This is a genomic window from Paenibacillus eucommiae (genome assembly GCF_017874215.1).
Classification (GTDB): domain Bacteria; phylum Bacillota; class Bacilli; order Paenibacillales; family NBRC-103111; genus Paenibacillus_AI; species Paenibacillus_AI eucommiae.
This window is the reverse complement of sequence record NZ_JAGGLB010000026.1, coordinates 79,524-106,455: the sequence shown is the minus strand read 5'-3', so window position 1 is coordinate 106,455 and position 26,932 is coordinate 79,524. Positions and strand designations below refer to the sequence as shown.

At 47.9% G+C, this 26,932-nt stretch carries 15 protein-coding genes; 4 read left to right on the top strand and 11 right to left on the bottom strand.

The genetic code is table 11. The features are described from left to right. Window positions 1-112: 112 nt before the first annotated feature. Window positions 113-2,752: a glycoside hydrolase family 2 protein gene (locus J2Z66_RS29730; RefSeq protein WP_209976392.1), complete on the top strand. Its 2,640-nt coding sequence runs from the start codon at window positions 113-115 to the stop codon at window positions 2,750-2,752. On the opposite strand, the gene J2Z66_RS29725 is transcribed toward J2Z66_RS29730, so the two are convergent. From J2Z66_RS29725 to J2Z66_RS29700, 6 genes are all read right to left on the bottom strand, one after another. After that, a complete protein-coding gene (locus J2Z66_RS29725; RefSeq protein ID WP_209976391.1) occupies window positions 2,727-3,086 on the bottom strand; it encodes a hypothetical protein in 360 nt (119 codons plus the stop codon). The two genes, J2Z66_RS29730 and J2Z66_RS29725, sit on opposite strands and share 26 nt — an antisense overlap. Before the next feature lie 407 nt (window positions 3,087-3,493). Beyond that, window positions 3,494-4,258 (bottom strand): S-layer homology domain-containing protein, encoded by a 765-nt coding sequence (locus tag J2Z66_RS29720; RefSeq protein ID WP_209976390.1) that lies wholly within the window; start codon window positions 4,256-4,258, stop codon window positions 3,494-3,496. A 215-nt stretch (window positions 4,259-4,473) separates the two neighbouring features. Then, entirely contained in the window at window positions 4,474-7,584 is a 3,111-nt protein-coding gene (locus J2Z66_RS29715) for an NPCBM/NEW2 domain-containing protein (RefSeq protein ID WP_209976389.1), read from the bottom strand. A 130-nt stretch (window positions 7,585-7,714) separates the two neighbouring features. Then, a complete protein-coding gene (locus tag J2Z66_RS29710; protein WP_209976388.1) occupies window positions 7,715-10,183 on the bottom strand; it encodes a glycoside hydrolase family 38 N-terminal domain-containing protein in 2,469 nt (822 codons plus the stop codon). Between the two features lie 353 nt (window positions 10,184-10,536). Next, window positions 10,537-12,195 carry an S-layer homology domain-containing protein gene (locus J2Z66_RS29705; protein ID WP_209976387.1) on the bottom strand — a complete coding sequence of 553 codons (1,659 nt, stop codon included), beginning with the start codon at window positions 12,193-12,195 and terminating at the stop codon, window positions 10,537-10,539. Window position 12,196: 1 nt separating this feature from the next. After that, window positions 12,197-15,547, bottom strand: a complete 3,351-nt coding sequence (locus J2Z66_RS29700) for an Ig-like domain-containing protein (protein ID WP_209976386.1) — start codon at window positions 15,545-15,547, stop codon at window positions 12,197-12,199. A 274-nt stretch (window positions 15,548-15,821) separates the two neighbouring features. Here J2Z66_RS29700 and J2Z66_RS29695 point away from each other — a divergent pair, with 274 nt between their 5' ends. The 3 genes from J2Z66_RS29695 to J2Z66_RS29685 all read left to right on the top strand — a co-directional run bounded on the left by J2Z66_RS29695 (window position 15,822) and on the right by J2Z66_RS29685 (window position 18,867). Beyond that, entirely contained in the window at window positions 15,822-16,937 is a 1,116-nt protein-coding gene (locus tag J2Z66_RS29695; protein WP_209976385.1) for a GntR family transcriptional regulator, read from the top strand. A 136-nt stretch (window positions 16,938-17,073) separates the two neighbouring features. Next, on the top strand, window positions 17,074-17,814 hold the full coding sequence (locus tag J2Z66_RS29690) for a phytanoyl-CoA dioxygenase family protein (protein ID WP_209976384.1): 741 nt from the start codon (window positions 17,074-17,076) through the stop codon (window positions 17,812-17,814). Between the two features lie 138 nt (window positions 17,815-17,952). Beyond that, window positions 17,953-18,867, top strand: a complete 915-nt coding sequence (locus J2Z66_RS29685; RefSeq protein WP_209976383.1) for an AraC family transcriptional regulator — start codon at window positions 17,953-17,955, stop codon at window positions 18,865-18,867. A gap of 319 nt (window positions 18,868-19,186) precedes the next feature. On the opposite strand, the gene J2Z66_RS29680 is transcribed toward J2Z66_RS29685, so the two are convergent. The 5 genes from J2Z66_RS29680 to J2Z66_RS29660 form a co-directional block, all read right to left on the bottom strand. Then, window positions 19,187-20,215: a zinc-dependent alcohol dehydrogenase gene (locus J2Z66_RS29680; protein ID WP_209976382.1), complete on the bottom strand. Its 1,029-nt coding sequence runs from the start codon at window positions 20,213-20,215 to the stop codon at window positions 19,187-19,189. A 55-nt stretch (window positions 20,216-20,270) separates the two neighbouring features. Further along, complete coding sequence (locus tag J2Z66_RS29675; RefSeq protein WP_209976381.1) at window positions 20,271-21,257, bottom strand: zinc-binding dehydrogenase; 987 nt, start codon at window positions 21,255-21,257, stop codon at window positions 20,271-20,273. Window positions 21,258-21,282: 25 nt separating this feature from the next. Next, window positions 21,283-23,997 (bottom strand): family 78 glycoside hydrolase catalytic domain, encoded by a 2,715-nt coding sequence (locus J2Z66_RS29670; RefSeq protein ID WP_209976380.1) that lies wholly within the window; start codon window positions 23,995-23,997, stop codon window positions 21,283-21,285. A 29-nt stretch (window positions 23,998-24,026) separates the two neighbouring features. Further along, complete coding sequence (locus tag J2Z66_RS29665) at window positions 24,027-25,025, bottom strand: SGNH/GDSL hydrolase family protein (protein WP_209976379.1); 999 nt, start codon at window positions 25,023-25,025, stop codon at window positions 24,027-24,029. 694 nt (window positions 25,026-25,719) lie between these two features. Next, entirely contained in the window at window positions 25,720-26,886 is a 1,167-nt protein-coding gene (locus J2Z66_RS29660) for a Gfo/Idh/MocA family protein (RefSeq protein ID WP_209976378.1), read from the bottom strand. Window positions 26,887-26,932: the final 46 nt, after the last annotated feature.

Here is a 26,932-nt window from a genome sequence, read left to right as displayed (position 1 = left end):
CATCTACGAGCTTACGCCTGTGATACTTTTATTTAAACAAGATTATGGATTGTGATTTTGCCTGATAACTCTTATATTTAATTCAAAGGAATTGAATATAGGAGGAACAGCGATGAGAATGTTATTAAACGATGATTGGAAAATAACTTGGGAACCGCTTTCACGTGAAGCTGCAGACGCTTTCCATGTAAGAAACAAGTCCAAAGATTGGCTCGATGCTAATCTGCCTTGTGATATCCATATGCCATTAATCAAGTATAACATCATTGCTGAACCTCTCCATGCAGACAATTGTTTTTCGAGCGAATGGACGGAAAAACGCTCCTGGTGGTTCTCCAAGCATTTTAAAATAAATGCCGAACAGATCGCCTCTGAGCGAATTGAAATTACCTTTGAAGCGCTGGACGCGGAAGCGGATGTATGGTTGAATGATACATTTCTAGGTCATCATCGCAGTGCATTCTACCCGTTTACGCGTGAGGTGAAAAACCTCATCCATGAGGGCGAAAACCGGCTGCTCGTAAGAGTGACCTCCGGCTTAGAGCGATATTCCGAGCAGGATATTTCCCTCACCCGGGAATCCGTTGTTCCATTAACGGGCAATGTCATTGGTGTGCGCGGCGATGAACGCCGGGTGATGGTGCGAAAACCCCAATACGTATACGGATGGGATTGGGGCCCCCGGATAGCTACCTGCGGAATAGTTGGTGATGTCCGCCTCGACTTCAGTCAGGGACTGCGCTTCCGCAACGCTCACGCAGTAACTTTGTCTGTTGATACTGGCGGGAACGGTGCGGCACAGGTAAGCTTGCAAATTGAATTGGAAAACCTGCACCCTTTTCGGACCATGGAAACGAGTCTTAAGGTAGAATTATTATATGGCTCCCAATTGGCGGTCAGTACGGAAGCCGAACACTATCTCCGATCAGGCATTAATTATATCAAGCTTCGGATGGAGGTTCCCGATGCCAAGCTGTGGTGGCCGAACGGCATGGGCGATCAGCCGCTTTATACCGTGCGGGCTTCTGCGCAATCGTCTTCCCAGCGAGTCGACCTCCCTTCCTTCCAATTCGGCATCCGCACGCTGCGGTTGAATATGGAGAAGCTGACTGATGGGAATGCGAATGCGAATGCGAATGCGAATGCGAGCGAGAATGATAAAGAGAAAGAGAAAGAAAATGAAAGTGCAATCTTATGTGAGGATGTTGAGCGCCGTTTTGCCTTTGAAATCAATGGAGTGCCAATTTTCTGCAAAGGCGCCAACTGGATTCCTGCAGACTCCATCTACGCCAGACTGACGAATGAGAGCTATGAAACTTTGCTGCAAGAAGCCAAGGAAGCGAATTTCAATATGCTTAGAATCTGGGGTGGCGGCATCTATGAACGGGATATCTTTTATGAGAAGTGTGACGAATACGGTATTTTGGTCTGGCAGGACTTTATGTTCGCCTGTGCCAAATATCCGGACCACTTAGCCTGGTTTCGCGAAGAGGTGGAACGGGAAATCGATTATCAGACATTACGTCTGCGCAATCATTGCTCGCTTGCCCTATGGTGCGGGAACAACGAAGTCCAATGGGCATTCGACGAAGGCTGGAATGAGACCGATGCGGTTGATTTCTTCGGAGGAGCAATTTGTTACAATGATATAGCCCCTCGTATCGTAGAACGCAATTGTCCAGAAATCCCCTACTGGAACGGATCACCTTACGGAGGTACTCGTCCGAACGGCAGTGTCTCAGGGGACAGGCACCATTGGCATGATTGCACAATGAATGAACAAATGGAGAAACGAATTACTCCTGAGGAATATGATAAAATAACCGCCAAGTTCGTGTCTGAGTATGGCTATATCGGTCCCTGCCGCAAGTCATCGATCGAGGCTTACCACCAGGGCCTCCCGCTAGATCGGACAAGCAAGGTATGGCAGCTTCATAATAACACCTTTGAGAAAGACACGGTTTTGGCAGGAATTGATAAGCACTATGTCCCCTCAGAGAATCTAAACATTGATGACTACTTACTTTATGCCGGCTTATGCCAAGGGCTAATGTACGGCTATTCACTTGAATCTATGCTCTCCAAGCCATTTTGCTCCGGCGCTCTGTTCTGGATGTATAATGACTGCTGGGGAGAGGTCGGCTGGTCGATTATCGATTATTATTTAACCCGTAAAATCTCCTATTATTTTGTTAAACGTGCTTTCGAACCAGTCAAGCTCATATTGCGTCATCAGAACGGGACCGTCACTCTCACAGCAATCAATGAAACAAGCTCAACAATAACGGAAACGATAGCATACGGTCAATCACGATACGATGCTGTGGAAGAGGATAAACAACCGATTCAACTGTTCCATGCGGTCATCCCTCCTTCCTACAGAGGCACAATACTTGAGTGGAAAGCGAATGAGTACGATCCTCACCAAGCCTTTCAATATGCAAAATCGGTCAGCGATCTTCCTTCCTTCAAACCAGCGGTATTAAGAGCTGCTTCGTTCAGAGACCTAATGATACCAAGTGCGCTGCTGACCCTTTCCAATATTCAGGATAAAGGAGATTGTCTTTCATTCTCTGTAACAAGCGATGTTTTTGCCCATGCAGTCCATTTCGGGCTGGATGAACGCATTCAATTCAGCGATGAATATTTCGATTTGCTCCCAGGTGAACAGAGAACGATATCGATGAGGAAGCCGAAGCCTTCCGAATCTTTCAGCACTGACTGCCTCATTCCGAAGTGCATAAATCAATGAGATAGATGCCTTGCGGCGTCCTTTGAGGAGTGTGTTCGTGGCTTGGATATGTTGCGCGGAGGGAATGGATGTGGCTCCAGCCGCTGTTAAGATTCGTTCCCTGAATGGAATGAATTTTTTTGGGGAACAAATCTTTAAAGGCAGGCGCTATCAATCTTCCTCCCACAGCCATTCCTCTCTCAGCTACACTCGCACGAATCGTACGAATCACTCGAACACCAAGCTCAAACGGACAGCCAACAGGGATTTTTCTCTTGGTGGGGGAAATTCCTAGCGGGCAAACCGCTGGGACTGAAGAACGGAGAGGATCTGCTACTTTAACGATGTTTTTCATCGTTAAAGGCACCGGGTCCTCTCCACATCCTTACTTTAACGATGAAAAACATCGTTAAAATCCCTTTTAACCCCCCAGTGAGGTCATCCACCCTCTTTTAACGATGAAAATCATCGTTAACGTGACGGTTTGACCTGGAACTCATGTTTTAACGAAGAAAAACATCGTTAAGTGGACACACGCTCATTTCGGTGGAGGGCGGGCTGCTGTTATCGCTCATCCTTCCACCACCCTTCCCTCTTTCAGCTACTAAATGCAAAACAAGCCAATCTTCAGACACTTATGCTTACAGAGTTAAGCAAAAAAGGCTCTCCCCTCAGAAGGAGAAAGCCCTTTGTTACACCCCTTTATTACTGCCCTTTTTTTACTTCTCCTTGCCGTCACACCGCCAACCTTACAGCCATCCCCTACTCCGCCGCCGCAGTGTAGCAGCGTTTGATCAGCACGATGGCTTCTTCCCGTGTGGCGCTGCCAAGCGGATCAAAAATGCCGTTGCCTTTTCCTTGGACGATTCCCGCCGATGCGATATAGCTGACTGCATCCGCCGCCCACGAAGCGATTTTGCCTTCATCGGAAAAGACGACCGTCTGGCTGGCGCCTTGAGGAAATTTCCCCGTCAGATGGAACACGCGGTACAGCATAACGCTGATCTCCTGCCGGCTTACCTTGGCTTGCGGATCAAACTTGTCATCGTTAACCCCACGAACCACGCTGAGTGCATAAGCCTTCAGAACATCGGGATCATCCGTGTCGATGAACGGGTTGACGGTGATCGGCTCCGCCTTCTCTCCGGTCAGCGCCTCCATCAGCTTTACGACAATGCCTGCAAAATGCTGGCGCGTGATCGGCTGTTGAAAGCTTCCCAGCACGCTGTTTGTCGTCAGACCCTGAAGAATGGCGCTCTTCACATCTTCCTGAGCCCAAGCACTAGCCGTCTCGACAGCTTTATCCAGCACATTTTCCGGTTCAGCGGCGGTGCTTTTTTCCATGTCGCTTTTAATAATCTGGCCCATAGCAACAGCATTTGCATTTGCATTGAACTTGACATTGGCATACGCATACGCATACGCATTCGCATTGGCTTCGCCCTGCGGCATCTTCGCAACTGTTACGATCAGCAGCATAGCGGCCGCCACGGTCAGCACTTTTTGCATCCAACCTGCTTTTCTCATTGCTTCGATTTCATCCTCCCTAGCGTAAATTCCATTCTTGCTTTTATGCTAGCAGGAGGCTTTTAGGTCTACAATCCTTCCAGAGAGTTATTTTTTTGCAACTCACCTCCCATTTTCTACCACTTTCGGCCTATTAGTTCGACCTGTTAAAAGATATTAAAAGAAATCTCGCTCCTGCCATTCAACCATACTTTCCAATGCGATACGGTTCTTCATCAAGACTGCGTTTCGCGCACAGGCGAGACCCGGACAAGGGCACATTTCCGCCGCAAAGGTGTACGAACTTCCAAGCCTTCTGTACATCTCCCCGTATAAAGAGGATACCAGGTCGGATCTCCAGGATAAATGACCGATATAGTCAGTACTTCCGTTTTCCATCGAGACTCAGGCTTGTGCAGCACAATACGTACTTCCTGTTCCAGGGCGCCTCCGGTTACAGCAATCAGCCAGCTTTCTTTTACCGTAAACACATTCCAATTAGCTGAGCTCGTAGCGACTTCAACCGCGCCTGGCGTAAGCAGCCAGATCCTTCCCTTCATCGCATTGAACAAGGGACCATAGTCAAGAAACTGCTGATCCGCCCAGGCCACACCTGGATTAATCGAATGATTGTTCAGCGGAAAAGGAACCATCGGATGCATGCCTAAATGCAGAAACCGCTGCAGGAAGGCATCCGGGTCAGGCAGCAAATTACTTTCATCAAAAATCCAGCCAACTACAGGCTTGCCAAATCCACAATAGGCTGCCAAATTAGCCGCTACGCCGGAATACTCAAATTCGCCGAAAATCCCGTCGATATGATGAAGCAGATCAATTCGCCGGACATGGTTGTTGCAGTATATCACCTTACCCTGTTCATGCATGATAGGACCAAGCTTCTCCATCAGATGATGCCAGGAGACCACCAGTGATCGCACCGCCCTGCCGTTATGCCAGCTTACGCCATCGTCTTCACGGTCATTGTAAAAACGCAGCCAATCAAGACGGTCGATGCAAATGCCATCCGCTGCTGGGAGAAGATCCACATGGCGCTGGGCTTGCTCCAGCAAGAAGCTCTGGTAGCTTTGCCCTCCAGGGTCCATAGCAACAGCCCATCCCCACGTCTCAATCAACCCCTCCCGCTCCGGAAAGCCCTGCGGCCAATAAAGCACACCATCAGCCAAACGGCCAAACAAATAATCATTCGCGCTCTTCCATAAATCAGGGTCGTCAGCATCCAGTTGGACGTTGTCCGGTCCGGTAATTTTCTGCCCAAACTCGGTTACGTTAAAATAGCTGAGCACATGAAAGCCCAGCTCCCGCATTTGCTTCGAATAATCGGCAAGCTTGCGGATGCTGGCTTGTTCGTATGCTCCCCGATGCTTTTCGGGATTTCCGTCGTAGCTATAGGCTCCGTCTTCATTAAACCGGGACCATGGCGTTTCTTCAGCAACCGGAGGTAAAAACATCCCCATATACGGAAAGTCCAGGCTCGCCTTCCAATTCACACTGAAGCCCATCTGCTTCAGCTTCTCCACATCGAGCTCGCCCTCATGCATCGAATAGGCTCCACAGCCAGACAGCTCATGCACCGCGCGATTGGCTGGCTCGAAGTAAGCCGGATATTTTCCAGCTATCCAGCTTGCGCCGCCCCGCCATTCCGGCTCATGCATGACCAAATGCATCGTGAAGTGGAGCTCCTGAGAAGACGTAATCCGATGATTGACACGGGAAAAAGCCATTTCTCCGCCGGCACTCGTTCGCAGGGACATATCCAGCGTCAGGTCTTGGGGGGATAGGACTGCACTCCAGCCAATCCCCTGTGATGACTCAATCACGGTTGCAATCGGGATCGCAAATACGTCCGGCTGGAAAGGACTGTAGCCAAGCCGCGGCTCATCCCCGCGGAAGTAGTGGCTGCCGTAATACAGCAGCAGATCACGGAACGGTCTGCTCTCCAAAGGATTCCGCCAGCCTTGAGTCCGCAGATCCACATCTCCCCAAGCGGTCCAAAAATGTGAACCCGCCTCAGTGACCGGCCACGCAAGCACGCTCTCAATCGCTGTGCTCCATGGCTTCCCCTCTCCACGGATTCGTAAATCCCAGCGAATCGCTCCCTCATCCGGCGTAAAGCTCTCAATCGCATAACAAACGGCGCCGGTGACAACATCATGGAACTTCTTTTCAAATGATACGCCTGTAGCGTCCCCCACAACAGCAGTCACTTCCGCTGTACAGCCAGCTAACGCCGTAAAGCCTGTGGCTGGAAAGAATTGCGCAAGCTTACCTTGTCCGCAGTGAACTCCGACGATTTCGCCTCTTGCTGTCAAATCAATATGCCAATCAGCATTCCCTACCTCATAGAAGGTTTTTTCTGCAGATACTTTTGCTTGGATATCTTGGGTATCTTGAGTATCTTGAGCACCTTGAGCTTCTTGACCTTCTTGAACATCTCGTGCATCTTGAGCATTAACTTGGGCATCAATTTGAGCATCAATTTTGCTCAAGCTGTCTTTGAGCAGCGGCGAGGCCCAGACTGCACTAACACCTGTTTGGCTGCACTCATTAACGAGCCTCAGCTCGCACGCACCATTCAGAGGCAGTGACACCAAAATCGCCTCGTCACCAATAGCAAGCTGAGGACTCACAAAGACGGATACGTTGTCCATATAAACCCGGAAGCATGCCGTTCCCTGCAAAGAGCCAGCATCAATACCGATATAAGTCTCAAATTGTGCATATTTGCCCTGATTAAACGTATAGATCAGATCGCCGTCGCCGCTCAGACAGATCCCCTTCTGATAGATGTTACCTCCAACAGATATTTCGGTTCCCGATGGCGTTCTATCCTTGTAAAAGTGATCATAACCAGGCCGTATGACCGCAGGTTGCAGTTCGCCAAGCATGCTGATTCCAGATGCCTTGGCAGTACTTTGGTCCATAAGGAGCTTGGCCTCGACCCAAAGTGCCTGGCAATCGCAATCAGCCTCGCCCCCGCTCATTCGCAGCTCTATGCGCGAGACGCCGAACAAATCCACATCGATGTAAAGCGGTTGGCTTTCGGGTGTTATTTTTCCATCGCTAATCCATAACGGCCGTCCATCTCCTGTAATTTCCGCTTCGAACCCTCCGCTCGTCCCCTGCGCAAACACAAAAGTCTGCAGCCTTGCCGCTGGAACTTCAAGCTCTATCGCAATTTTGCCATGGGGGCCTGATATAAATCCACGGGAAAAAGACAGTTCCTGTATGCTTCCCGGTCCACTTGACTCAACACGCGTCCGATTCTCGCTGCCATACATGGTATGGACATTGTATAGCTCCAGCGTATCCAACCATACATTTCCCATGTTTCAGTCCCTCCTTTTCTTTAGCAACGGCCCTGAGCCAGCAGCCATTCCTCCCTCATGCACCCACGTATGAACACGCTCCTCTAAGGACGTCCATAAAGGGCGTATTTCTCACAACTTACCGGGATAGTCAGCGTTCACACATGCCAACTTCAGTCAAGCTACCCATTATGGGGTCAAGCTCGAAGGTTTTAAATTCAAAACCGTTCAGTTGAACTTCCTTGCGAATACCAAAGACAGGAATTGAGATCGCAGTTGCTCTTGCACTGCCGGTCGGTTCAAAAATTCTAAGGATGTATCCATCTCCATTCTCCTGCTTTTTGAATGCGCTAAGCTGTACTATATCGTCTTCGAGTATGAGAGCCGGCTCCCCCTTCACCCCATCCCCTGACGGAAAAAAAGATAAGGCATAAGGCCTTTCATTATGAATGACAGCCTCCCGATCCACTTGTTCCTGCCGCTGTGCAAGCTTTCCGCCATTCACCCAAAACGTATAGATCCGTTCTCCCTGATCCATCCTCGGCATAAAACGATCCTGCGGCACAATAGGACGCTCCTTGATCGGATGTGCGCAATAAGCGGAACTGCGCAGCAGGGACAGGCGAATCTCTCCATCCCGATAATCTGAACCATAAGTGCCGTTATTGATACAGGTCAGCGCCTGGTCGCTATCGGCGGATTGCACGGATACCCATTTCTGCGAAACCGTTTCATCGCCATTGTCAGCCAACTCACTGATGCCGAAGGCAGTCTGCCCACAATAAACCCCATTGCGCATCCATGTTGGAATCGAGAGCTTCAGCATTTTATCTTTTTCATGCCAATACACCCGCAGCTGTACCTCAATTTCCGTTCCTTTCTTGGGCAGCTTATAGGTCATACAAATCGAAGATTGATTGTAATGGAGCAGCGCTTCAATAACGGTACGGATTTCTCCATCCTCGACAACGCGAACAGAGGGCAGTGCTTGCTTCACACCGGAAAAGCGGCTTCCTGCTTCCTGATCCATCAACTCGAAGCGACCGCTGACAGGTGAAAAAGCATGGCCATCCATCTTCCAGGAATCTGCAATGTCATCCAGCACCAGAGGAGTAAAGGCGCCTTCCCGGAAATAAGGGATTCCGCGTGCGGCATATTCGTCTATTTGTCCGGTTTTTGCATTGATTACAACCTGCAAATCTTGTGTTATAAATTTGAATGCGCCTCCCTCCTCCTTAAGCAGTGGAGCCGGTTTGCTTTCCAGCACATCGATCCGGCAATCGAACCGGTTCATCGTGGAAGGCGCAAGCTCCGCTTCAAACACAACCCTTTTGCGCCAATCCAGATTCAGGTTGCTATGCTCCTTCTCCAGCTGGGAAGGGACCTCGACTCCGCTTTGCACCACGGTTGGAAGTGAAACCTGATCCTTCCAGTTCTGATCCTCCAGCATAAATTCACATTCGAAAATGCCTCTGACCGGAAATGGATGAGGATTATAAATAAGAATAGGATACTCCTTCAGCGCTGCCTTAGGCTGACCCTTTGCAAGCGCGAAAAAAGCGCGTGCCTTCAAGCGTGCCAAAATCTCTAAACCATGCTCCATCAAGCGCAGCGAAGCTTCTTCAGCAGGCTGCACACAACTGCCCGGCAAAATATCATGAAACTGCGAGGTCAACAAATCGCATAATGCTTCATGCAGCTCAGCGGATGGATACGTAAGCAGACCTTGCATGGCAGCGGCCGAAAGCATTTTCTCTGTCATGTACAGTTCATTCTCCAACCGGCGATGCAGCTGCTTGATCCGAATGAGCGAAGTATAGCAGCCCACAAAAAACGGATTCAGATCCCCCTCGAAACGAGGCAATTCCTTCATACTTTTCAACTCTTGAAAATAGGATTCAGGCGTCGAATGGACAATCTCGAAAGATTCGGTCTGCTCCATCAGTTCACCGATTTTCGTGATATCCAGACGGGATGGCCCCCCTCCATGATTGCCCACTCCCCATAAAATAAGACCAGTTTTTTCCTCCTCATTCTCCTGCAGCCATTCACGAATTTTCTCATGCGCTTGACCGAGTAAGGTATTATAACCGCCAATAATCTTATGAGCCATTACCTCACTGCCATTAAAGCCGCTCCATATAAAATCTCTTTCGGAAACTCCTTTGAAATCATTGGGACGCATAAAAATATAGGAATCGTAACCCGCCTGCTGAAGAATTTGTACCAGCCCCCTGGTATGCCCAAATGAATCGAAATTGATTGCCGTTGTAGGCTCCACACCGAACTTTTCCCTGAAATAGCTTTTACCGGTTAAAATCTGACGGACGAACGATTCCCCAGAGGGCATATTGCAGTCCGGCTGAAGATACCAGCCCCCCATTATATTCCACTTGCCTTTGGCAACCAGCTGCCTGATTCGCTCAAACAAGGCCGGCTCATATTCTTCCACCCATTTGTACAATATGACCTCATTGTGATTAAACACATAACCCTCATATTCCTCGCAAAATTCAGCTGCCGCGCGAAAAGTCGAAACCGCCGCTGCCGCACCTTCCTCCCATTCCCACTGCCATACCGGATCCAAGTGTGCATTACTGAGCAAGTGAAGCTTTTTCAAGGCAAATCCCTCCATCTGTCTATGTGTCAATGTCTCTAATGTCTCTATGTCTCTAATCATCGATTCGCCTTAAGCGCACCTGATCCTTCATCATAATCCGAGCGCATCCCGAGCTTAACGATGTTTTTCATCGCTATGGCAGGCATAATTCGTAAATTTGGTGCAATAGCGATGATTTTCATCGTTAACGAAGCGTGGAGCTTCCTTTTTCGCTGAATTCAGAGCTTTTAATGATGTTTTTCATCTCTAAGTGGGAGATTCACAATAAATTGGGCTCCTTAGTGATGTTTTTCATCATTAAAAGAGTGTTTTAACCCCTCAGGCACAGTTTAGATTCTGCGCTGCCTGCCTATTTATTTATCCATGTTCACCTTCAACGATAAGTTATAAATGGCCTGTGCCGCTTCTGCACGAGTGAGCAAATGACCCGGATTGAAGTTGCCCTGATCGTCTCCCTCGATTATGTTATGTTTGGACAATGTTTGTACTGCATCAAGTGCCCAAGCGGATATATGGCTGCTGTCCTTGAAAGCTCTGTCTGATACAGGCTGATTCTGCGAAAGGTCGATCGATCGGGCTAGCATGACTGCCATTTCCTCCCTGGTTACTGGCTCGCTCGGAGCAAAAAGTTCGTTGGTGCGCCCCTGGATTATTCCCGCTTCGTAGGCTGCGGTCACTTCCCGGGCAAACCATTCATTATTCTGCACATCGTGGAACGGTGACTGTCCAACTGACTCCAGCTTCAACAGCCGAACGAGCAGGGCGGCGAATTCTGCCCGCGTCACGTTATTAGTGAGTGCGTAGTGAGTCTCATCAATTCCTTTAATAATGTGCTTGGCAGCAAGCGTGTGAACTGCCTTCCACGCCCAGTGGCTGTTTGCCACATCGTCAAAGCTTTTGTCATATTCGATCACAGCATACTGGCTAAAGCTGGTAAGCCTTGCCGTTACAGTCCGCTTGACCGAATCAACCTCCCCTCCCTTGTAATTCCATTGTCCGCTTGTTTCATTGTAATGATAAATGCCCAGCAGCTCTTCAATCGCAGGATGACTGTATGGCAAACTCACAGAGACGGACGCTCCCGAAAAAGGGATTTCTTTTCCTGTTTTCGTTTTAAGATACAGCTTAAGTTGATATACATCCCCCGCCAAGACATACTTCAAGTTCTTCTCAAAGCTTACGGGATTTTCCCTGCCTGCTGTACGTTTTACAGAAAACACAATGCTAGCTCCCTCAAGCTGATCTCCAGTAACTTGAGGAAAGAGATCTGCTAGATCATTCACCCGCACCAGCAGCTCCCCTTGCTTGAAAACCAGACTTAGTCCTAACAGCTTCTCCATCGCCTCGGCTGGCAGGTTCACTTCACTGATTTCTTTTGATAGTTCAAGGCTAACAACCTTATCAGCCGCAAGACGAATGGCTTCATTCAGTTCATCAAGCGATACATTCCAGACGTCGGCTGAATGGGTTTCCTTTCCTGTATCGCCACCAGCAGTACCTGATGGGCCAGGTGGATTTCCTGGACCTGGAGGATTCCCCGGATCTGTAGGATCTACGGGATCCACGGGATCTACAGGATCTGTAGGTGTTTGTTTGCTGATCGTTCCCTGAAACTTCTCTGCAGCCCCGCTCCCATTCACCGAAAAGCTGTACGTTTCAAGCTTATCGATCGGAAAGTCAAATACAAATTTCCCGCCTGCTCCACTCGTAGTTTGATCAATATAGAACAGCTTGCCTGAAGGACTATGGACAGATAAAGTGATCCATCGCCCTTCCCCGCTCGTAATAGTCCCTTCGATATGAGCTATATAGGATTGCGCGTTCCAATACCCCGCAGCTTGAATCCTCGTCGGTGCCATTTCCGTTTGACTAGTCTGATTGATATGTCTAGTCTGCGCGGTTTGACTTGTTTGTTCCGTCAGACTAGTCTGATCTGTACTCGCAAACACGCTGGATGCAGAAAGCACAAACATCCCAACAACCAGCAACATATAGTTGACTGCTTTCCTCATCCTACTCCACCTCATTTTTCAGTGAGACTTCGTTTGACCAAGGTGTCATTTGGTTCAGCGTATCCCATACAAACATCTTAAGCACGAACCCCTTTGTTTCCTCGGGCAGCCGAAAACCGGCATTGAGATAATCGGTGCCACCACCTTGAACGGTGTGCTCCAAATAAGATAAGTTGACCATGGCCCCTTTCGAATCGTATAAGGCTGTGATAATGGTGGCCGTTTGGGCTTGGTCCGACTTATTATGCAAAGTTGCATAGGCCTTAACAAAGTCTCTGCCAATCAAACGATCGATAACATTGCCCTCGAAATCTTTAAACACAGCATCTCTCACTTCAAATGGGCTTCCGTGATCCACCTCTTCGATCTCATCCGTCCAGGTTGCTGGTTGAACTTCTAGGTCCACAGTGAGTACAGCTCTTACATTGCCGCTATCTGATACAGTTACCGTAATTTGGATAGTTCCAGCCTTTATAGCTTGAATCGTTCCATTCTCGTCTACTGTAGCAATATCTGAATTACTGCTTTTATAAGCCATCTCATAATTAGCTGGAACAGCCGCTGGAAAGCCTTCTTTAGTTGTTCCCAAAATAACAATCTGCTGCTGAGCATCAATCGGCATCTTCGGATAGGAAAGCAAGGCCCTTATGTCCGCGCTCATCCCTGGATAACTTTTGGTCCCGGAAAATTGAGCCTGGTTATGCAGGGTGTCCGAATTGGAAAAAGTGGCAACTCCCCACGTTAGTGCTCCGCCCATATTACCGGATGAGGTGGATTGTGCCTGGGTGTTATTGAAAGGAACCCATTTCCCCGCTTTCTTGTAATATCCTGAATAAGAATTCCCGTCTTTAATCAGTGCCAATTCAGCTGGAAAATTCACATAATCTCCGAGTACTACCTGAGATCCAGTCACTAAAGTTAACCTGCCACTGGCATTGGCCGAAAGAAAAACATTTTCTGCCGGATTATCACTGCTTATGAGCAGCCCCGCACGTCCGTCCATTCCACCTGCTTCATTGGTTTGATACAACTGGTTCAAAGTTGTCGTTAGTACTAACGGTTCACTTATGTCCAATGGTTGCTTGATGTAGGCATATCCTTTCCCCAGCCCTTTGCCAGTAGAGTTGATCGTGAACGTGTCCGGTGGAGATGACAGTAATCTTCCACTTGCTGAGCCTATAAACGATGCATCCCAAGGTTGCGGGAAGGCAATAACTTCTATACCATAATCTATGCTTTCGCTAGGACCATAAACACCATCTGTTACAGTTACCGTGATCTGGGTCTGACCCGATGTTAAACCCGTCACAACTCCGCCTGCATCTACGGTTGCAACAGCTTCATTTTTGCTGACAAAGGTCACGTTCTCACCCGCCACATTCACTAGCTCTCCTGCTGCATTCCATTTTTTCACGGTAAGAGGAGCCGGTTTATGGGCAATTAATATTTTGGAATCCGAGCTTACAGATAAGGGCGATATCGTTCTGGCATAAATTTCAATTTCAGCAAACTGGGCGTGGACCTCGGCGGCTTGCACCATATCCGTTACTTCTGTCTTCACATAGCGTGCAGATGTTGGAGTAAATCCGTGCACTACTGCATCTTTTATAAGCTGATCATTATCAAAAGGTTGTTCAGAGGACGTTATTACCGTTTGCCAATTAATTAGATCCTCGGATACCTGAATGTTATATTGCTTCGGAAAATATCCAGCCCCCATAGTCGGAAATAATTTAACCTGATCAACCGGATACAGTCCACCCAAATCAATGGTCACTGAATCTGTATGATTCCTATAAATATCGCCAAGACTTGACCAGCCAAAATTCGACCCATGTGAGAGACCGTCCATATTTACGCCATCAACAATTTGCCACAAGCCCCATCCGCCAGTGTCATAAGAACTTGTTGCCGTTACATGCTTTTGCAAGGCCAGGTTCGTATAGGGACCGTAAACGGGTTCTGTACTCGGATTTCCAGGTGTGTCATTACCTACAGCCTTAGAAGCCTGGTATGTAAAATCAGGGTCAAGTGCATACAATTTTCCTTCCCCTGGCAGGAAGTTTCCTTTTAGAACACCTGTTGTGGGATTGTAATCGGTTGGAATCTCCTTGCCTGTCTTCTTGGAGACTTCGGTCACTTCTTTAATTTTCCATGATGGATCCAGCTTGAAGGATAAGTCGTACGTCTGGGCCAAGGTTCTGTTGACGGCCATAATGTAATTTCTGCCGCTTTCGGCGTCCACCATATGTGAAATAATCGTCTGTGTTTCCTTGCCCTTATCATCCGGAATCAGTTTAAAAAAATAATCAGCAGGAACCTTTACCGTTCCATCAGGCATTTGTCCTGCGTGATAAACCTCTACAGCATTTAACCTCAGCAGTGTTGGGCCAAGCGTAGTGATCTGTCTGTTCAGCTCTTTGACAGGCTCATACAGATCGGATTTCATCCCATTTTTAGTGACAATAGCTTCATCTGAAAATTTCTCCACACCGGTATTGCCAGGCGACCACCAGGTGAACCAGGTCAAGCCTTTGACACCATAGGACAAATTGGAGTAAACATCGTGCCTCATTCTGTTGGCATCCGGTCTCACAAGATAACCGTCTATGCCGACTGACTGCAGGTAATTGCTTGTTTTGACGTTATTTTTCAAGCCTGTCTTTCTCAGTTCATCCAGAAACGAATAGAAATCGGGTTTAATCGCCGTACCGCCACCAGGCTTCACGATATAGGGATAAAAATCCGTGGCCAAATAATTCAACTTATCTGCGCCTACAAGATCTACCCACTGTTGAAATAAATTGGTGAAGGGCAGCATGTTCACATGGGGGTGATGGTTCGGATCGAGCTCGGCAATTTTTTTATATATGCGCGCTGCCTCGCTCATTACAGCCGGTCCTGGCTCATCCATAATAAAATAGCCGCCCAAGCCCGGATGATCTTTATATTGATTCACATACGCTTGAAGCTGATCGTCAGTAAGTGCCATCGCATTAGCGCCCATCGCCTCTGATGGAGGAACAAAGGCTTTCATTCCGCGGGCCGCTGCATAATCAAGAATTGCATCATTCCTGACGGCAAGGTATCCCGGTATGTTAGGCACTTCAATTGTATTGATTCCAGCTTCCTTGATCAGATCATACTGTGCGGGCGTTGTGTACTCAGGTGTAGGCGGCCAATAAATGCCGATGGGGTATTTCTCGTCTGAAATCTTGCCTGTTGTGATTGACGCTGTCGTGGACACATGTTGTGTATCCCCCGCCAAGGCTTGCGTGGAAAGGGCTGCTAACACAAGAGAAAGGGAGAGCAATAGCGTAAAAAATGCCAATAACTTGTATCTTTTCTTCATCATCATTCCACCTGCTTTCTGTAATTGGGTTCATTTTCAAAAAAAATAATCGCCAATCGAATGCCTGGAAAAATAACTGAAAACGCATACAAATTCAATTGCACATACAAATGCAGCCTTCGCTCCCCTCCCACAAAATTAAAGATATGTCCTTAATATTTTTCACAAAAATAGTATCTTTAACGATTATATTTGCTTATAATAAAATTGTAAACATCTTTAATAAAAGAAAATTGCATCTTTAATTCACATCCTCAAAGGAGTGCAGCATGAAATGAAGGCACAAAAAGGCGTCCCCCTATATCAACAAATTATCGACGATTTCAAAAATAAGATCATGCTGGGCGAGCTTAAACCGAATGATCCACTTCCCTCCCAAATTGAGTTATCCCGTATCTATAAAACGAGTGAAATGACCATGCGCAAGGCTCTCTCCATACTGGCTGACGAAGGTTTCATTTATCGCATCCGCAAAAAGGGCAGCTTTATTGGAACAAACCCGTCTGTTGCACCTGATCCAGGGTCAAGCCGCCTATTAGACAAAATTTATTTTGTCCATCAACAATCCAAGATCACTTTGCTGAATCAAAGTTTTTATCTTTCAATGTTCGAAGGCATTAAACAAATTTGTGCGGAGAACGGCACTGATTTTCATCTACTGGGCATTGATAAACACTTTGAGCTGCCCAATGAACCGGAGTCCGGATTTATTATATTTGATGTTCTGCATAATCTAAGCGCTGAATTGCTCGATACATTAGAGCGTTGGGAGCATGAGAAACGTTCGCTTGTGACTATACAATTTTATTTCCCGCACCTGAACCTCCCTTATATCGTTGGCGACAATGTGACCGGAGGATTTCTGGCTACACAGCATCTGCTGTCTCTCGGACATAGGAAAATAGGTGTTATTTTAACAGGGCGCTCGTATTTTGATATTAATACCGAATTTGCTCTGCGGCTGCAGGGATACCGGATGGCCTTAAGCAGCTTTAACGTTGAATTTTCGCCAGAGCTGATCTTTGTGAATGATGCTCAGGAAGAGGATACGCAGTCAGGGTACGAAGGGTTCATGCATTTCATGTCACTGGCTGATCCGCCAACTGCTATTTTCGCAGGCAGCGACTATAAAGCGCTCGGCGCGTTATATGCAGCCCAGGATCAGAAATACCGTGTGCCTGAAGATATCAGCATTATCGGGTACGATGGACAACCATTTACAGCATACACCCTTCCTCGTCTAACAACAGTAAATCAAAATACGTTCAAGTTCGGCGCCCAGGCTGCAAAAGTGATCTTCCAGCTATCGCGGGGTGAGCAGCATGCTGCTGAATCAATGATTGCTCCTGACTTAATCGTCAGGGACAGCACCGCGAGGGTAAAGTTGTAAGGCGGTTTGATCAGCTTCCGATATAAATTCCGATATAAAGCATACTTTTTCCGTAATGAGGCAAAGATTTATGCTTCCCTTGTCTCCATAATAAAAGTGAAGGCCGGATGCACAACTTTATGGGAGGTATGTGAAAATGTCTGAAGATAGAACATTGACAGAGGAGCAGCTTGAGGGATACAGGAGTAACGGGTACGCGCTCCATCGGAAGCCGTTATTCGAAGCGCAGAAAATGCACAGATTAACCGATATTTTCGAAGAGCAGTGGGCGATGGTTGGCAAAAAGCTGAACAGCGAGCTGGATACTCCTCATTTTCGCGATGAGCGCTTGCTTGAGTTTCTGTTGTCTGACGAGGTTCTTGATTTGGTAGAGCCGATTATCGGGCCCAATATCGGGCTGTGGTCCAGCCATTTTATTAGTAAAGAGCCTTATACCGGTAAACAGACGCCTTGGCATGAGGATTCTGCCTATTGGCAAGGAAGACTTTCCCGCTTTGATAAAATTGTTACGGTCTGGCTGGCCATTGATCGAAGCAACCGCGAGAACGGCTGTATGCGAGTCATCCCGGGTACTCATCATAACGGCTTCTCGGAATATGAAAGCGTAGATGAGGATAAGAACATTTTCCCTACGAAAATTAAACATATCGACGAATCCAAAGCCGTCTACTTCGAGCTTGAGCCAGGAGAATGCTCCTTGCACGATTCACGGATTTATCACGGCGCCACAGCCAATACGAGTCCATACCGCCGCTGCGGCTATACAATGAGATACTTTTCTACAGAAGCTCGGGTGATCCCGGAGAAAAATCCAGGCTTTAAGATCTGGCTTGCGCGGGGCAAGGATCTTGCGGGCAGCGAATTTGTAAACGTGTAGTATGTAAACGTGTAGTAAATGTATAGTACACAAACGTACATTAGATTCATATATGGTTAAACGTATGGCCTCAAGTAGAACGGAATTGGAAGAACCGATTGTTCAAATTGAATACGTGTTGAATAAGGAGGTGGATGAATGACGATTCGAGACATACCGGAGCGGCTGCAGATCAATCAATATGTGGATACACCTTCCAACTTTCGCATGTTTCGGCATACCCTCGACCAGAACATCGACACGCATTGGCATCAATTTTTCGAGCTGGGGCTTGTCGTGTCTGGAACCGGTGTGCACAAAATTAACGGGACTCCTCTCCGCTTGGAACGGGGACATACTTTTCTGTTGACGCCAGCGGATTTTCATCAGATTACGCCCGACCCCGGGCAGACGCTTCAGCTGTACAATCTGATTTTTACCGAAGGCATGATCTCGGAAGAGCTCTCTGAGCAGTTGTTTGAGCGCAGAAAAGAATATATTTGTTTATTGGAGCCAGAAGCATATGTGGAGGCCGAACGGGAATATGAGCGTATTCTGAATGAATCAGCGGCGTGGCAGGAGCATAGCGGAATAATCGTCAAAGGCTGTATCGAGCGCTTGTTGGTCGACCTGTCCCGCAGCTGCACGTTGCCCGTGGAAAACATGCAAGAGGAAGCGGTGGCGGTGGCGGGAGAAATGGCGGGAGCGGAAGTGAAAGTGGGAGTGGAAACATTGCTGCCTGTCCATCCGTCCATTCGAAAGGCGCTTCTTTACTTGCAGCATCATTTCCGCAATCCTCTCTTGTTGGCAGAAGTAGCCCAGTTAGCTGGTTTATCTGCCAATTATTTCAGCGAAAGCTTCAGCAAACAAACCGGTTTCACCTTTCAGGCTTACGTGCGAGACATGAGACTCCAGTTCGCCAAATCACTCATCAGCACGACCTCTCTCCCCATTACAGAAATTTGCTTTGCCTCAGGGTTTAACACGCTGCCTTATTTTGAACGTGCCTTCAAAGCACGTTACGGCCTGTCACCTAGAGGGCTGCGAAACAGGGCGTCTCAGCTTTCCGTTTGAGGAATTCCTCCTCTGTAGATCTAACATTCTTCACTTTAACGATGAAAAACATCGTTATACGAAGAATTTTACAGATAATCGGATATTTAACAATGTTTTTCATCGTTAAAGTGAGATTATTTCCGATTTCAGCTGAATTCCGGGATTTTAGCGATGTTTCTCATCGTTAAGTCAGATATTTCCCTGAAGCTCAGCTCTTTAGCGATGTTTTTCATCGTTAAAATTGAGCTGCCTAGCATTCTGCTTTCGAAAAAGGGGAAACACCCGCAGCAAGCTGCAAAGCATTCCCCCATTGTTCCGTTAACCTTGTTCACTGACCCTATTCCAGCACGAAACAAATCTTGATCGCTTCCTGACTGCGAAGCAGCTCCACACCTTCTTTATAGGACTCGAAGGGAAGCTCGCGGCTGATCAGCACGCTCATATCCAGCTTTTGATCTATAATCAGTTGAAGCGAATATTCGGCAGCTTCCCTGGAGTGACCTGGATAGCCGAGGACTGTAAGGCCCTGATGATACAGCTCGTAAGGATGCCTCTGAACAGCAAACAGGGCAACCGCTTCGTCCGTACGGTCCATGATCGAGTGAACAGCCTGTGGATAACCCACGCAATCAATGGTGATTTGCAAGGCTCCGGCCTGGCCTCTTAGCTGCAAAGATGCATCATCCGGCACAACTGCGTCGCTTGCTCCAAGCTTTTTTGCCAATTCCCGCCGCTGTTCATTCGGATCAATGCCGACCACTTCAGATGCTCCCTCTGCAATCAACATCTGTACCGCGATCAGTCCTGCAGGTCCGAGTCCGTTCACCCCGCATTTTTTACCAGAAATCCCTACCGTCTGCTTCATTCTTAAAATACTTGCCGCTACACACATCGCTAATTCCAGAGAGGCTACTTTTGTGTAATGAAGAGAATCTGGGACAGCTAGAACGTTTTGTTCTTCCATAATCACATATTCTGCATAACATCCCGTCCGGTGATAGCCCTGATCTCTCCACGCACTGACGGTTTGCCCAACCTTCAACGTACAACCTGCCCCCAATTTGGCAATCGTTCCTGTCATTTCATGACCAGGCTGTCCAAGTGTATGTGGAAACGGAAACGGTACTTCACCAACCATCGGTTTACCATAAAAAACATGCAGATCCCACTGTGGACATGTAGTAACCGCCTTAACTTTAACCAGAACTTGACCCGCTCCAGGCTCGGGTATCGCTACCTCCTGAAGCTCTGCTTGCTCTACACCCATGATCTGTAAAGCCTTCATCGTATTTTTCCCTGAATTTTCTTGGACTTTATTAATTTTATTAACTTCATTCGCTTCATTCACTTTATTAGCTTCATTCATTTATATTCTCCTTCTTTTTGCTGTCTTTTTCTGAGCCCCGCCTTGTTCTTATTAGCTACTTCCACTTCAAAACAACACCCAGACAAAACTGCCGCTTATCCAAAATCAATTCCCAAGCTTCTGCCGCTTGCTCCACTGAAAATTGGTGAGTGATGAGCTCCTCCGTTAATAACCAGCCCTCGTCAATGCCTTGAAGCGTTGCATCCAACCTTACTTTGTCTCCTCCAGAAGGACAGTACAGCGTAATTTCTTGAGCACGAAGTGTTTGAATATCTATGGTCCCGGTCGTGCCCAGAAATCCTGCAGATACGAAGTGACTGTTTTGCTTCATTAATGGCTGCAGTTCATAGAAGGTATCCATTGCTCCCACAGAATCCACAACAATGTTAATTCCTTTGTACGCCTGAACAGCCTCCGTGACTTGTACCTCTTTGACATTTATCCCTCTAATGGACTCGGGTAATAATCGCAATCGTTCCTCATGCCGGCCTAACACGATAACCTCGGCTCCACGATGCAGCAAAGTCTGAGCAGCCCACTGCCCGACAAGCCCATCTCCGATCACAACCGCAACATCCCCAGACTGAACAGGCGGCCGCATACCGCAATTATAGCCTACCTGGGTAAGGACAAGACCTGAATAGGCAATGGGATTAGCGCCTTGAGGTAACTTCCATACCTGACTGGCGTCCGTAAGAGATGGACTGATATGTCCACCACTCGGGAAAAACATCCCGTTAACCTCCCCCATCGTTGCGAAAACATAATCACCCACAGCCAAGCCTTCAACGTCCGGGCCGATTGCCCTGATTACGCCTACTTTTTGGTAGCCGGGGACATGTGGAAAGGGAGACGGGTCTCCTTCCTTATAGGCCATTTCACCCGAAATGCGCTCTTGACGCAAAAAGGAAGATTCCGTGCCAATGCTGATCCAGGAATACTCCACATCGATAAGCACTTGATCCCTGGCTGGCTCGGGAATTTCCACAGCTTGAAAAGCCACCTTCATCTTATCTGTAAACACGACCGCTTTGGCTTCCATTGTTATCGACCGACCTCCTTATTGCTTATTCAGAAAAGCTCACTTTGAACGTGTATCTACCCGATTCAATATCAACAGCGATACCGCCGGGTACTTCTTCCCAGCTATTCAATTCTTCGCCGGACTCCTCAAGTTTCCACTCGGCTATACCTTCAGGTATAGGAATGATAACACTTGCCGTTGTATTCGCAGGAATGTCTACATGCATTTGCAAACCATCCGGCACCACTTCCCATTTGGCGTATAGGCTGCCCCTGCCAGTAGTGACTGTGCCTTCCATAGTCTCAATACCAGCAGGTATATACGGCTTGATGCGAACCCGCTCCCAGCCAGGCAAGGCCATCTGTATGCCGACCAGGTACTCAACCATCATTCTAGCCGGATAGGCGTTCCATGCATGGCTGTGGGATTCGATATCCTGGAAGCCTTCCCACATCGTGAGGGAGCCTTGTTCAATCATATACCCCCAGCTTGGGAAGTCGGTTTTAGCAAGCAAACTGTAGGCTTCTGCTCCAGCCTGATGGTCGAACAAAACCTGAAGCAGGTTTAACGATAGCAGCGTTCTGCAATCCAGGCCCTGGCTTTTGATAAAATCCAATACGGCCCCTTGGTCCTCAGGAGGAACAAGACCATATTGAAGAGCAACGACCTGGGTTCCTTGATGGCTTTGCTCCGACAAATAGCAATCCGTATAACGTTTATTTTTCGCATCATACAGGTGGGTTTGCATCGCCTTTTTCAAATGCTCATGACGCATGTTCATGCATTCCGCATCGGCCTTGTAGCCCAGAATCTCTGCAGCTCTGCCCATCAGGTCGAGGGTATGAGCAACTTTGGCGTTCTGCACAGTGAGGAAATCTCCGCTCTGATCGATGTTCGCATGAGGATGATCACTGATGTGCCCGTCCGTTGGATCCTGAGATTTAGGGATAAGACCGAGCCTGGCATCAGCACTACCCAGATAAAACAGCAGCATTCGCTTAGCCGGCTCATAATAGCGCTGCAAAAGCCCGGGATCATTGAACCATTCATAGGCTTTCCACAGAATCGTACAAAAGTGCAGATCCCATTCCGGAATCCAGCCGCTAAAGCCAGGATGTGTATAGCTCGACGGAAAGACGAAGGGAAACGTGCCATTTTCAAGCTGGCCATCAGTGAAATCACTCAGCACTTTTTCCAGCACTGGGTATGAGCCTTGGAAATTATAAAGCAATGTCTCTGCCTGCAGATCCGCATCGGCAAGAAACTGCGCCTGTTCTCTGTGCGGGCAATCGACGAGTAGACCTAATGTGTTATTTTTCTGCGTTTGGATGCAGGCTTCGTACATCTTATTTAAAAGCTCACTGGAGGAGTGAAAGCTGCCCTCATGGGAAACCGCTGTATGAGCAGAAACGACAACGACTTGTTCGGCTGACAGCAGCTCAGGATAACCCGTTACCTCCACATAACGAAATGCTTTATAGGAAAAATCAGGCTCCCACGTTTCCGTTTCATCGCCGCGCATCGTATACTGATCGTAATAAGTCTCGGACTCTTCATTCGTCACATTATGCTTCACATAACCGTGCTCATCCAGGTCTTCCGAATACCGCATACGAATCGTTACTCCTGGAATTCCCTTGATGGTTATACGCGGCCAGCCTGTTACAACAAAACCCGCATCAAATACTTGACGACCGGTCTCTTGTCTGTTCGCAGGCTGCAGCACAATCGTCCTTTCGATAATCCCCTCAGGAATCTGCTGCCATTTCATCGGCCACTGCTGTGCTTCGATCCTTCCTGCCACAACAGCCCTGCTGCGTACCCCCTCCGCAAAACCCGCTCTCATCCAATCCGTATGCAGCTTCCGTCCATCATAGTCTTCAATAGCAGACAGCTTCCGATTTTGTTGATAAGGTGTGCCGATTTGATGGGGAATGACATCCAGCGTCTCCCACGATTTATCCGTCACTACAGTTTCAGTGCTTCCATCCTCATAGACAATCTCCATTTGCAAAATAAACCCCGGCAGTGCCTGGATATAGTTCTGGCCTTCACCGCCCAAGTAATGAGCGATCGCGGACAAACAATTCAACTCATCCTGCAACAAAGAGGTCACATCATATGCAAGGTAATATTTATGCTTGTACGGATGGCTGGGTGCAGGAGATCCATAGCCGCTTACTCTCGCCCCGTTCACATACATTTGAAAATAATGATGTGCGGACACGAAAATTTTGGCCAGGGCGACAGGCTTGCGCAGGCTAATCTCTTTGCGAAAATAAGCGAAATCGTTGATCTGCACAGCTCCAGCTTTCCAAATCCATGCCGCCTGCCAGTCCTCCTTAAAAAGTCCGGTATCGAAAATCTCGATTGCTGACTCTGATTGCACATCCTGCCCGTTCCAAATCATTACCTTCCACCAATACCGGGTATGACCTTTTAAATGCGGCCCCTCATAAAGCACTTGCTGCGAGTTTCCTGCTGTTTTGCCGCTGTCCCATATGTCTGCCTTATTCTGCTGTAAACGTGCTTCGTCTGAAGCGATTAACACTCTGTAAAAAAGCTGCCTTGCTCCCCTTAAAGAACTACTGATCTGCCAGGAGAAAACAAGCGATCTCTCGTCAATTCCCATAGGACTGCTCAGTTCATTTACTCTAAGATTGTGTACAGAAAGCTTGTTTGAATTTGTAGGATTCATATTGCCCATAGGAGTCACTTCCTTACCGCTCTGGATTACATACAATGCTTTTAAATACATGCAATGCTTCTAACATATGTTCAGTCTGTTTAAATCAAGTGCCTGAATGCCTGCGCATAGATCTGATGTCCATAATCATTCGGATGATTGATGTTGTTCAGCAGCAAGCTCTCATGCGTCTTTCCTGCATATAGCTCCTGAAGCCAGAGCTCATGCACATCAGCTGTACATACTCCGCACTCTCTGCCTAGACGCAGCAAAATATCCGCATAAATCGCCATATCCCCGCTCGAGTGGGTCCACAAGGGATTGGAGATACACGGTGTCACGAGTATGATCTCCGCATCTGTTTGTTCTTGTATCTTTGTCACTATCTGCCTGATATTGCGCTCGAATAAGCCAGGCGGTATACCGTTCCAAATCTCCTCCCCCATCCTGCAATGATCGTTCATGCCGTAGCCAATACTAACTAAATCCGGCTGAAGGGAGATGACATCCGCTTCTACTCTGGATAACCCGCCTACGCTGCTTTCGCCTCCAATAGCTTTGTTAATCACTTCAATATCAGCATGCTTAGAAGATTTTCTTAACTCATCAGCAAAAAGCTGATAAAAAGCCACCTCATCCCGGCTGGCATCCCCGCCGGCACTAATGCTATCGCCGAAGACCACATACCGGATGCTCCTGCCACCCACCAACTTATCGATGACACGCTGCAGCTTTCTTCTCTGTGCCGGAGCTTCCAGCCCATCCAGTGGAGGGTTGACCTCCTGATCATATTCATAATCCACCCAAATCGTATAAGCCCGATTGCTGCAATCCTTATAAAGGTTATGATCGAAATCAGCCTTCTCATACAGAACATGATTCGCCCAGTTCGGAATCCGGCTGTCCGGCGTCCTGCTGATCGTCCCTTCCAGATGGTTAATGCGATAATCCCGGCCTTCCTCATATTCTAAATTCCCATCATCTGCTGGAAACGAGTGACTCCTAACACTTATGCACTTTATCAGACCCGAATAACGCAGCTTATGGTAGTCCTCATGGATAAGCACAACACTTTCACCCAACTGTCTTTTCTTTTCCATACTGCTTCACCTCTTTAGATTTTTAGTAAGAAAAATGCCTTGTGGCGTCCTTTGATGTGTGTGTTCATGGCGTTGGTGCATGGAGGGAGGGAATGGCTGTGGGCCAATGTTGTCAGGTTAAGCAACTTCTCAAGCGATACGCCGAGCAACCCGAGCAACGGCACGCGGAGAGCGGACGGATTTCTAACGGACAAGGTTGCACCTTAGACGCGTTTTTTTCATCCGTCGCCCATCTAACGGACATCAGCGACTCTTAGCCTCTCAACAAGGGAAAAATACGCTCCGTTAGGGCTGTAAGAGGCGATAATGTCCGTTAGAATTCCAGCTGAGCTTTTGGGAGGCGCTAAGGAACACTGGCGTCCGTTACAGTTACTGGCTTCCCATTCGCGTCCGCTGCCCCTCGGTAACCTGACAACATTGGGCTCCAGCCGCTGTTAAAGATGTGTTCCTTTGAATGGATGAGGATGAGTCGGTAGGAACACATCTTTAAATGCGGACGCTATCGCTCTTCCCCCCACACCCCTTCCCTCTCTTTATCTACAAAGTTCCCGAACAAGCCATTCTCAAACGGACATCTACCAGACGTCTGATTCCTGAGCGAAAGGGATAATGACTATAAGGAAAATGGGGACTTCCCTATAGATTCTATGATTCGAACATTTCGACACTATTTCGCTATCTATTACGCATCTTTTTATGCATCCGGCCAGACAATATCCCGAAAACTGCCCGTTTGTGCCGATTCCTTAGCCTTCAAGCACATCAGCGCGCTTTCCAGCCCCGCTTCCAGAGGTGCTACCGAAGCAGTGCTTCTATCTTTCATAATCATCCTGAAATTTTCCATTAACGTACTGTCGCCGCCGCCATGTCCGCTGGCCGTTGCTGCAGAGTCGATCGAATACGTTTCAACCCGGGGCGTGTTATGCATATACACCTTCACTTGATCGGTAGCCCAATCAAATTCCACAGTCCCCTTGTAGCCCATGAAGCGTGCTCCTCTTGTTCCGGCTTTCTTTTTCACGAAAAAGTTTTGGGAATAGCTGACATGCATCCCGCTCTCATACTGCACCAATGCGCTGCCCGAATCTTCATTCCCGGTATCCACAGCAAAGCAGCAGTACTCCCCAAAAGGCGTTTCTCCCGATTTACGCAGATTTTGCGGGCTTTCCGGGCATATGTCCTGATCGCTGCAATCCTTGCACTTCAAGCCTGCGGGCTTGTTCCCCGTGAAAATCTGCTTTGACGTCATAGCACATACCTTCATCGGCCTGGCTCCAAGAATGGAATTGATATAGTCAAAATCATGGGTCGCTTTCTGCAGAAACAGCCCCTGCGTTTCCCGCTCATCCCGGTACCAGTAATGGTAATAAACACCGCCGTATGCGACATTATTCACGGCTTGTACATGCTCAACCGTGCCTATTTTGCCTGAATCAATGATTTCCTTCACCAGATTTACATGATGAGTCACTCTTAAGGGAAAAGAAACGACTACCGGGCTGCTCGACTGCTGATATGCATCACGCAGCTTGACCAGATCCTCCATGGTGGTGGACACCGGCTTTTCCAGATACAGAGGGAGCCCTGCTGCCATCACCTTTATCGCCATCGGCGTATGCTGAGAGCATCGGGTACCTATACAAATACCGTCGTAATCGTCCGGAGTCTGCAACAGCTCATCCGCATTATCGTAGAAGCGAATTCCCGAGACATCAGCACCTTCAGCAACAAGCTCTTGCTTGATCGCTTCACTTCTTAAATCGGCAATCGCCGTAATTTGGCAATTCTCGTCCTGCTCCTGCAGAATCTTCAGAATCCGCCGCACTTGAAAGCCGTAACCAATAACCCCAATTCTTGACACGTTGTCTTTCCTCCTTAAGTTTTGCTTTAGCAAAACTTTCTTCGTA

What these genes read in the sequence shown, in the direction of transcription:
- J2Z66_RS29730 (WP_209976392.1), top strand. Translation starts at nt 113, where the DNA reads ATGAGAATGTTATTAAACGATGATTGGAAAATAACTTGGGAACCGCTT.
- J2Z66_RS29725 (WP_209976391.1), bottom strand. Translation starts at nt 3,086, where the DNA reads ATGAAAAACATCGTTAAAGTAGCAGATCCTCTCCGTTCTTCAGTCCCA.
- J2Z66_RS29720 (WP_209976390.1), bottom strand. Translation starts at nt 4,258, where the DNA reads ATGAGAAAAGCAGGTTGGATGCAAAAAGTGCTGACCGTGGCGGCCGCT.
- J2Z66_RS29715 (WP_209976389.1), bottom strand. Translation starts at nt 7,584, where the DNA reads ATGGGAAATGTATGGTTGGATACGCTGGAGCTATACAATGTCCATACC.
- J2Z66_RS29705 (WP_209976387.1), bottom strand. Translation starts at nt 12,195, where the DNA reads ATGAGGAAAGCAGTCAACTATATGTTGCTGGTTGTTGGGATGTTTGTG.
- J2Z66_RS29700 (WP_209976386.1), bottom strand. Translation starts at nt 15,547, where the DNA reads ATGAAGAAAAGATACAAGTTATTGGCATTTTTTACGCTATTGCTCTCC.
- J2Z66_RS29695 (WP_209976385.1), top strand. Translation starts at nt 15,822, where the DNA reads ATGAAGGCACAAAAAGGCGTCCCCCTATATCAACAAATTATCGACGAT.
- J2Z66_RS29690 (WP_209976384.1), top strand. Translation starts at nt 17,074, where the DNA reads ATGTCTGAAGATAGAACATTGACAGAGGAGCAGCTTGAGGGATACAGG.
- J2Z66_RS29685 (WP_209976383.1), top strand. Translation starts at nt 17,953, where the DNA reads ATGACGATTCGAGACATACCGGAGCGGCTGCAGATCAATCAATATGTG.
- J2Z66_RS29680 (WP_209976382.1), bottom strand. Translation starts at nt 20,215, where the DNA reads ATGAATGAAGCTAATAAAGTGAATGAAGCGAATGAAGTTAATAAAATT.
- J2Z66_RS29675 (WP_209976381.1), bottom strand. Translation starts at nt 21,257, where the DNA reads ATGGAAGCCAAAGCGGTCGTGTTTACAGATAAGATGAAGGTGGCTTTT.
- J2Z66_RS29670 (WP_209976380.1), bottom strand. Translation starts at nt 23,997, where the DNA reads ATGTATTTAAAAGCATTGTATGTAATCCAGAGCGGTAAGGAAGTGACT.
- J2Z66_RS29665 (WP_209976379.1), bottom strand. Translation starts at nt 25,025, where the DNA reads ATGGAAAAGAAAAGACAGTTGGGTGAAAGTGTTGTGCTTATCCATGAG.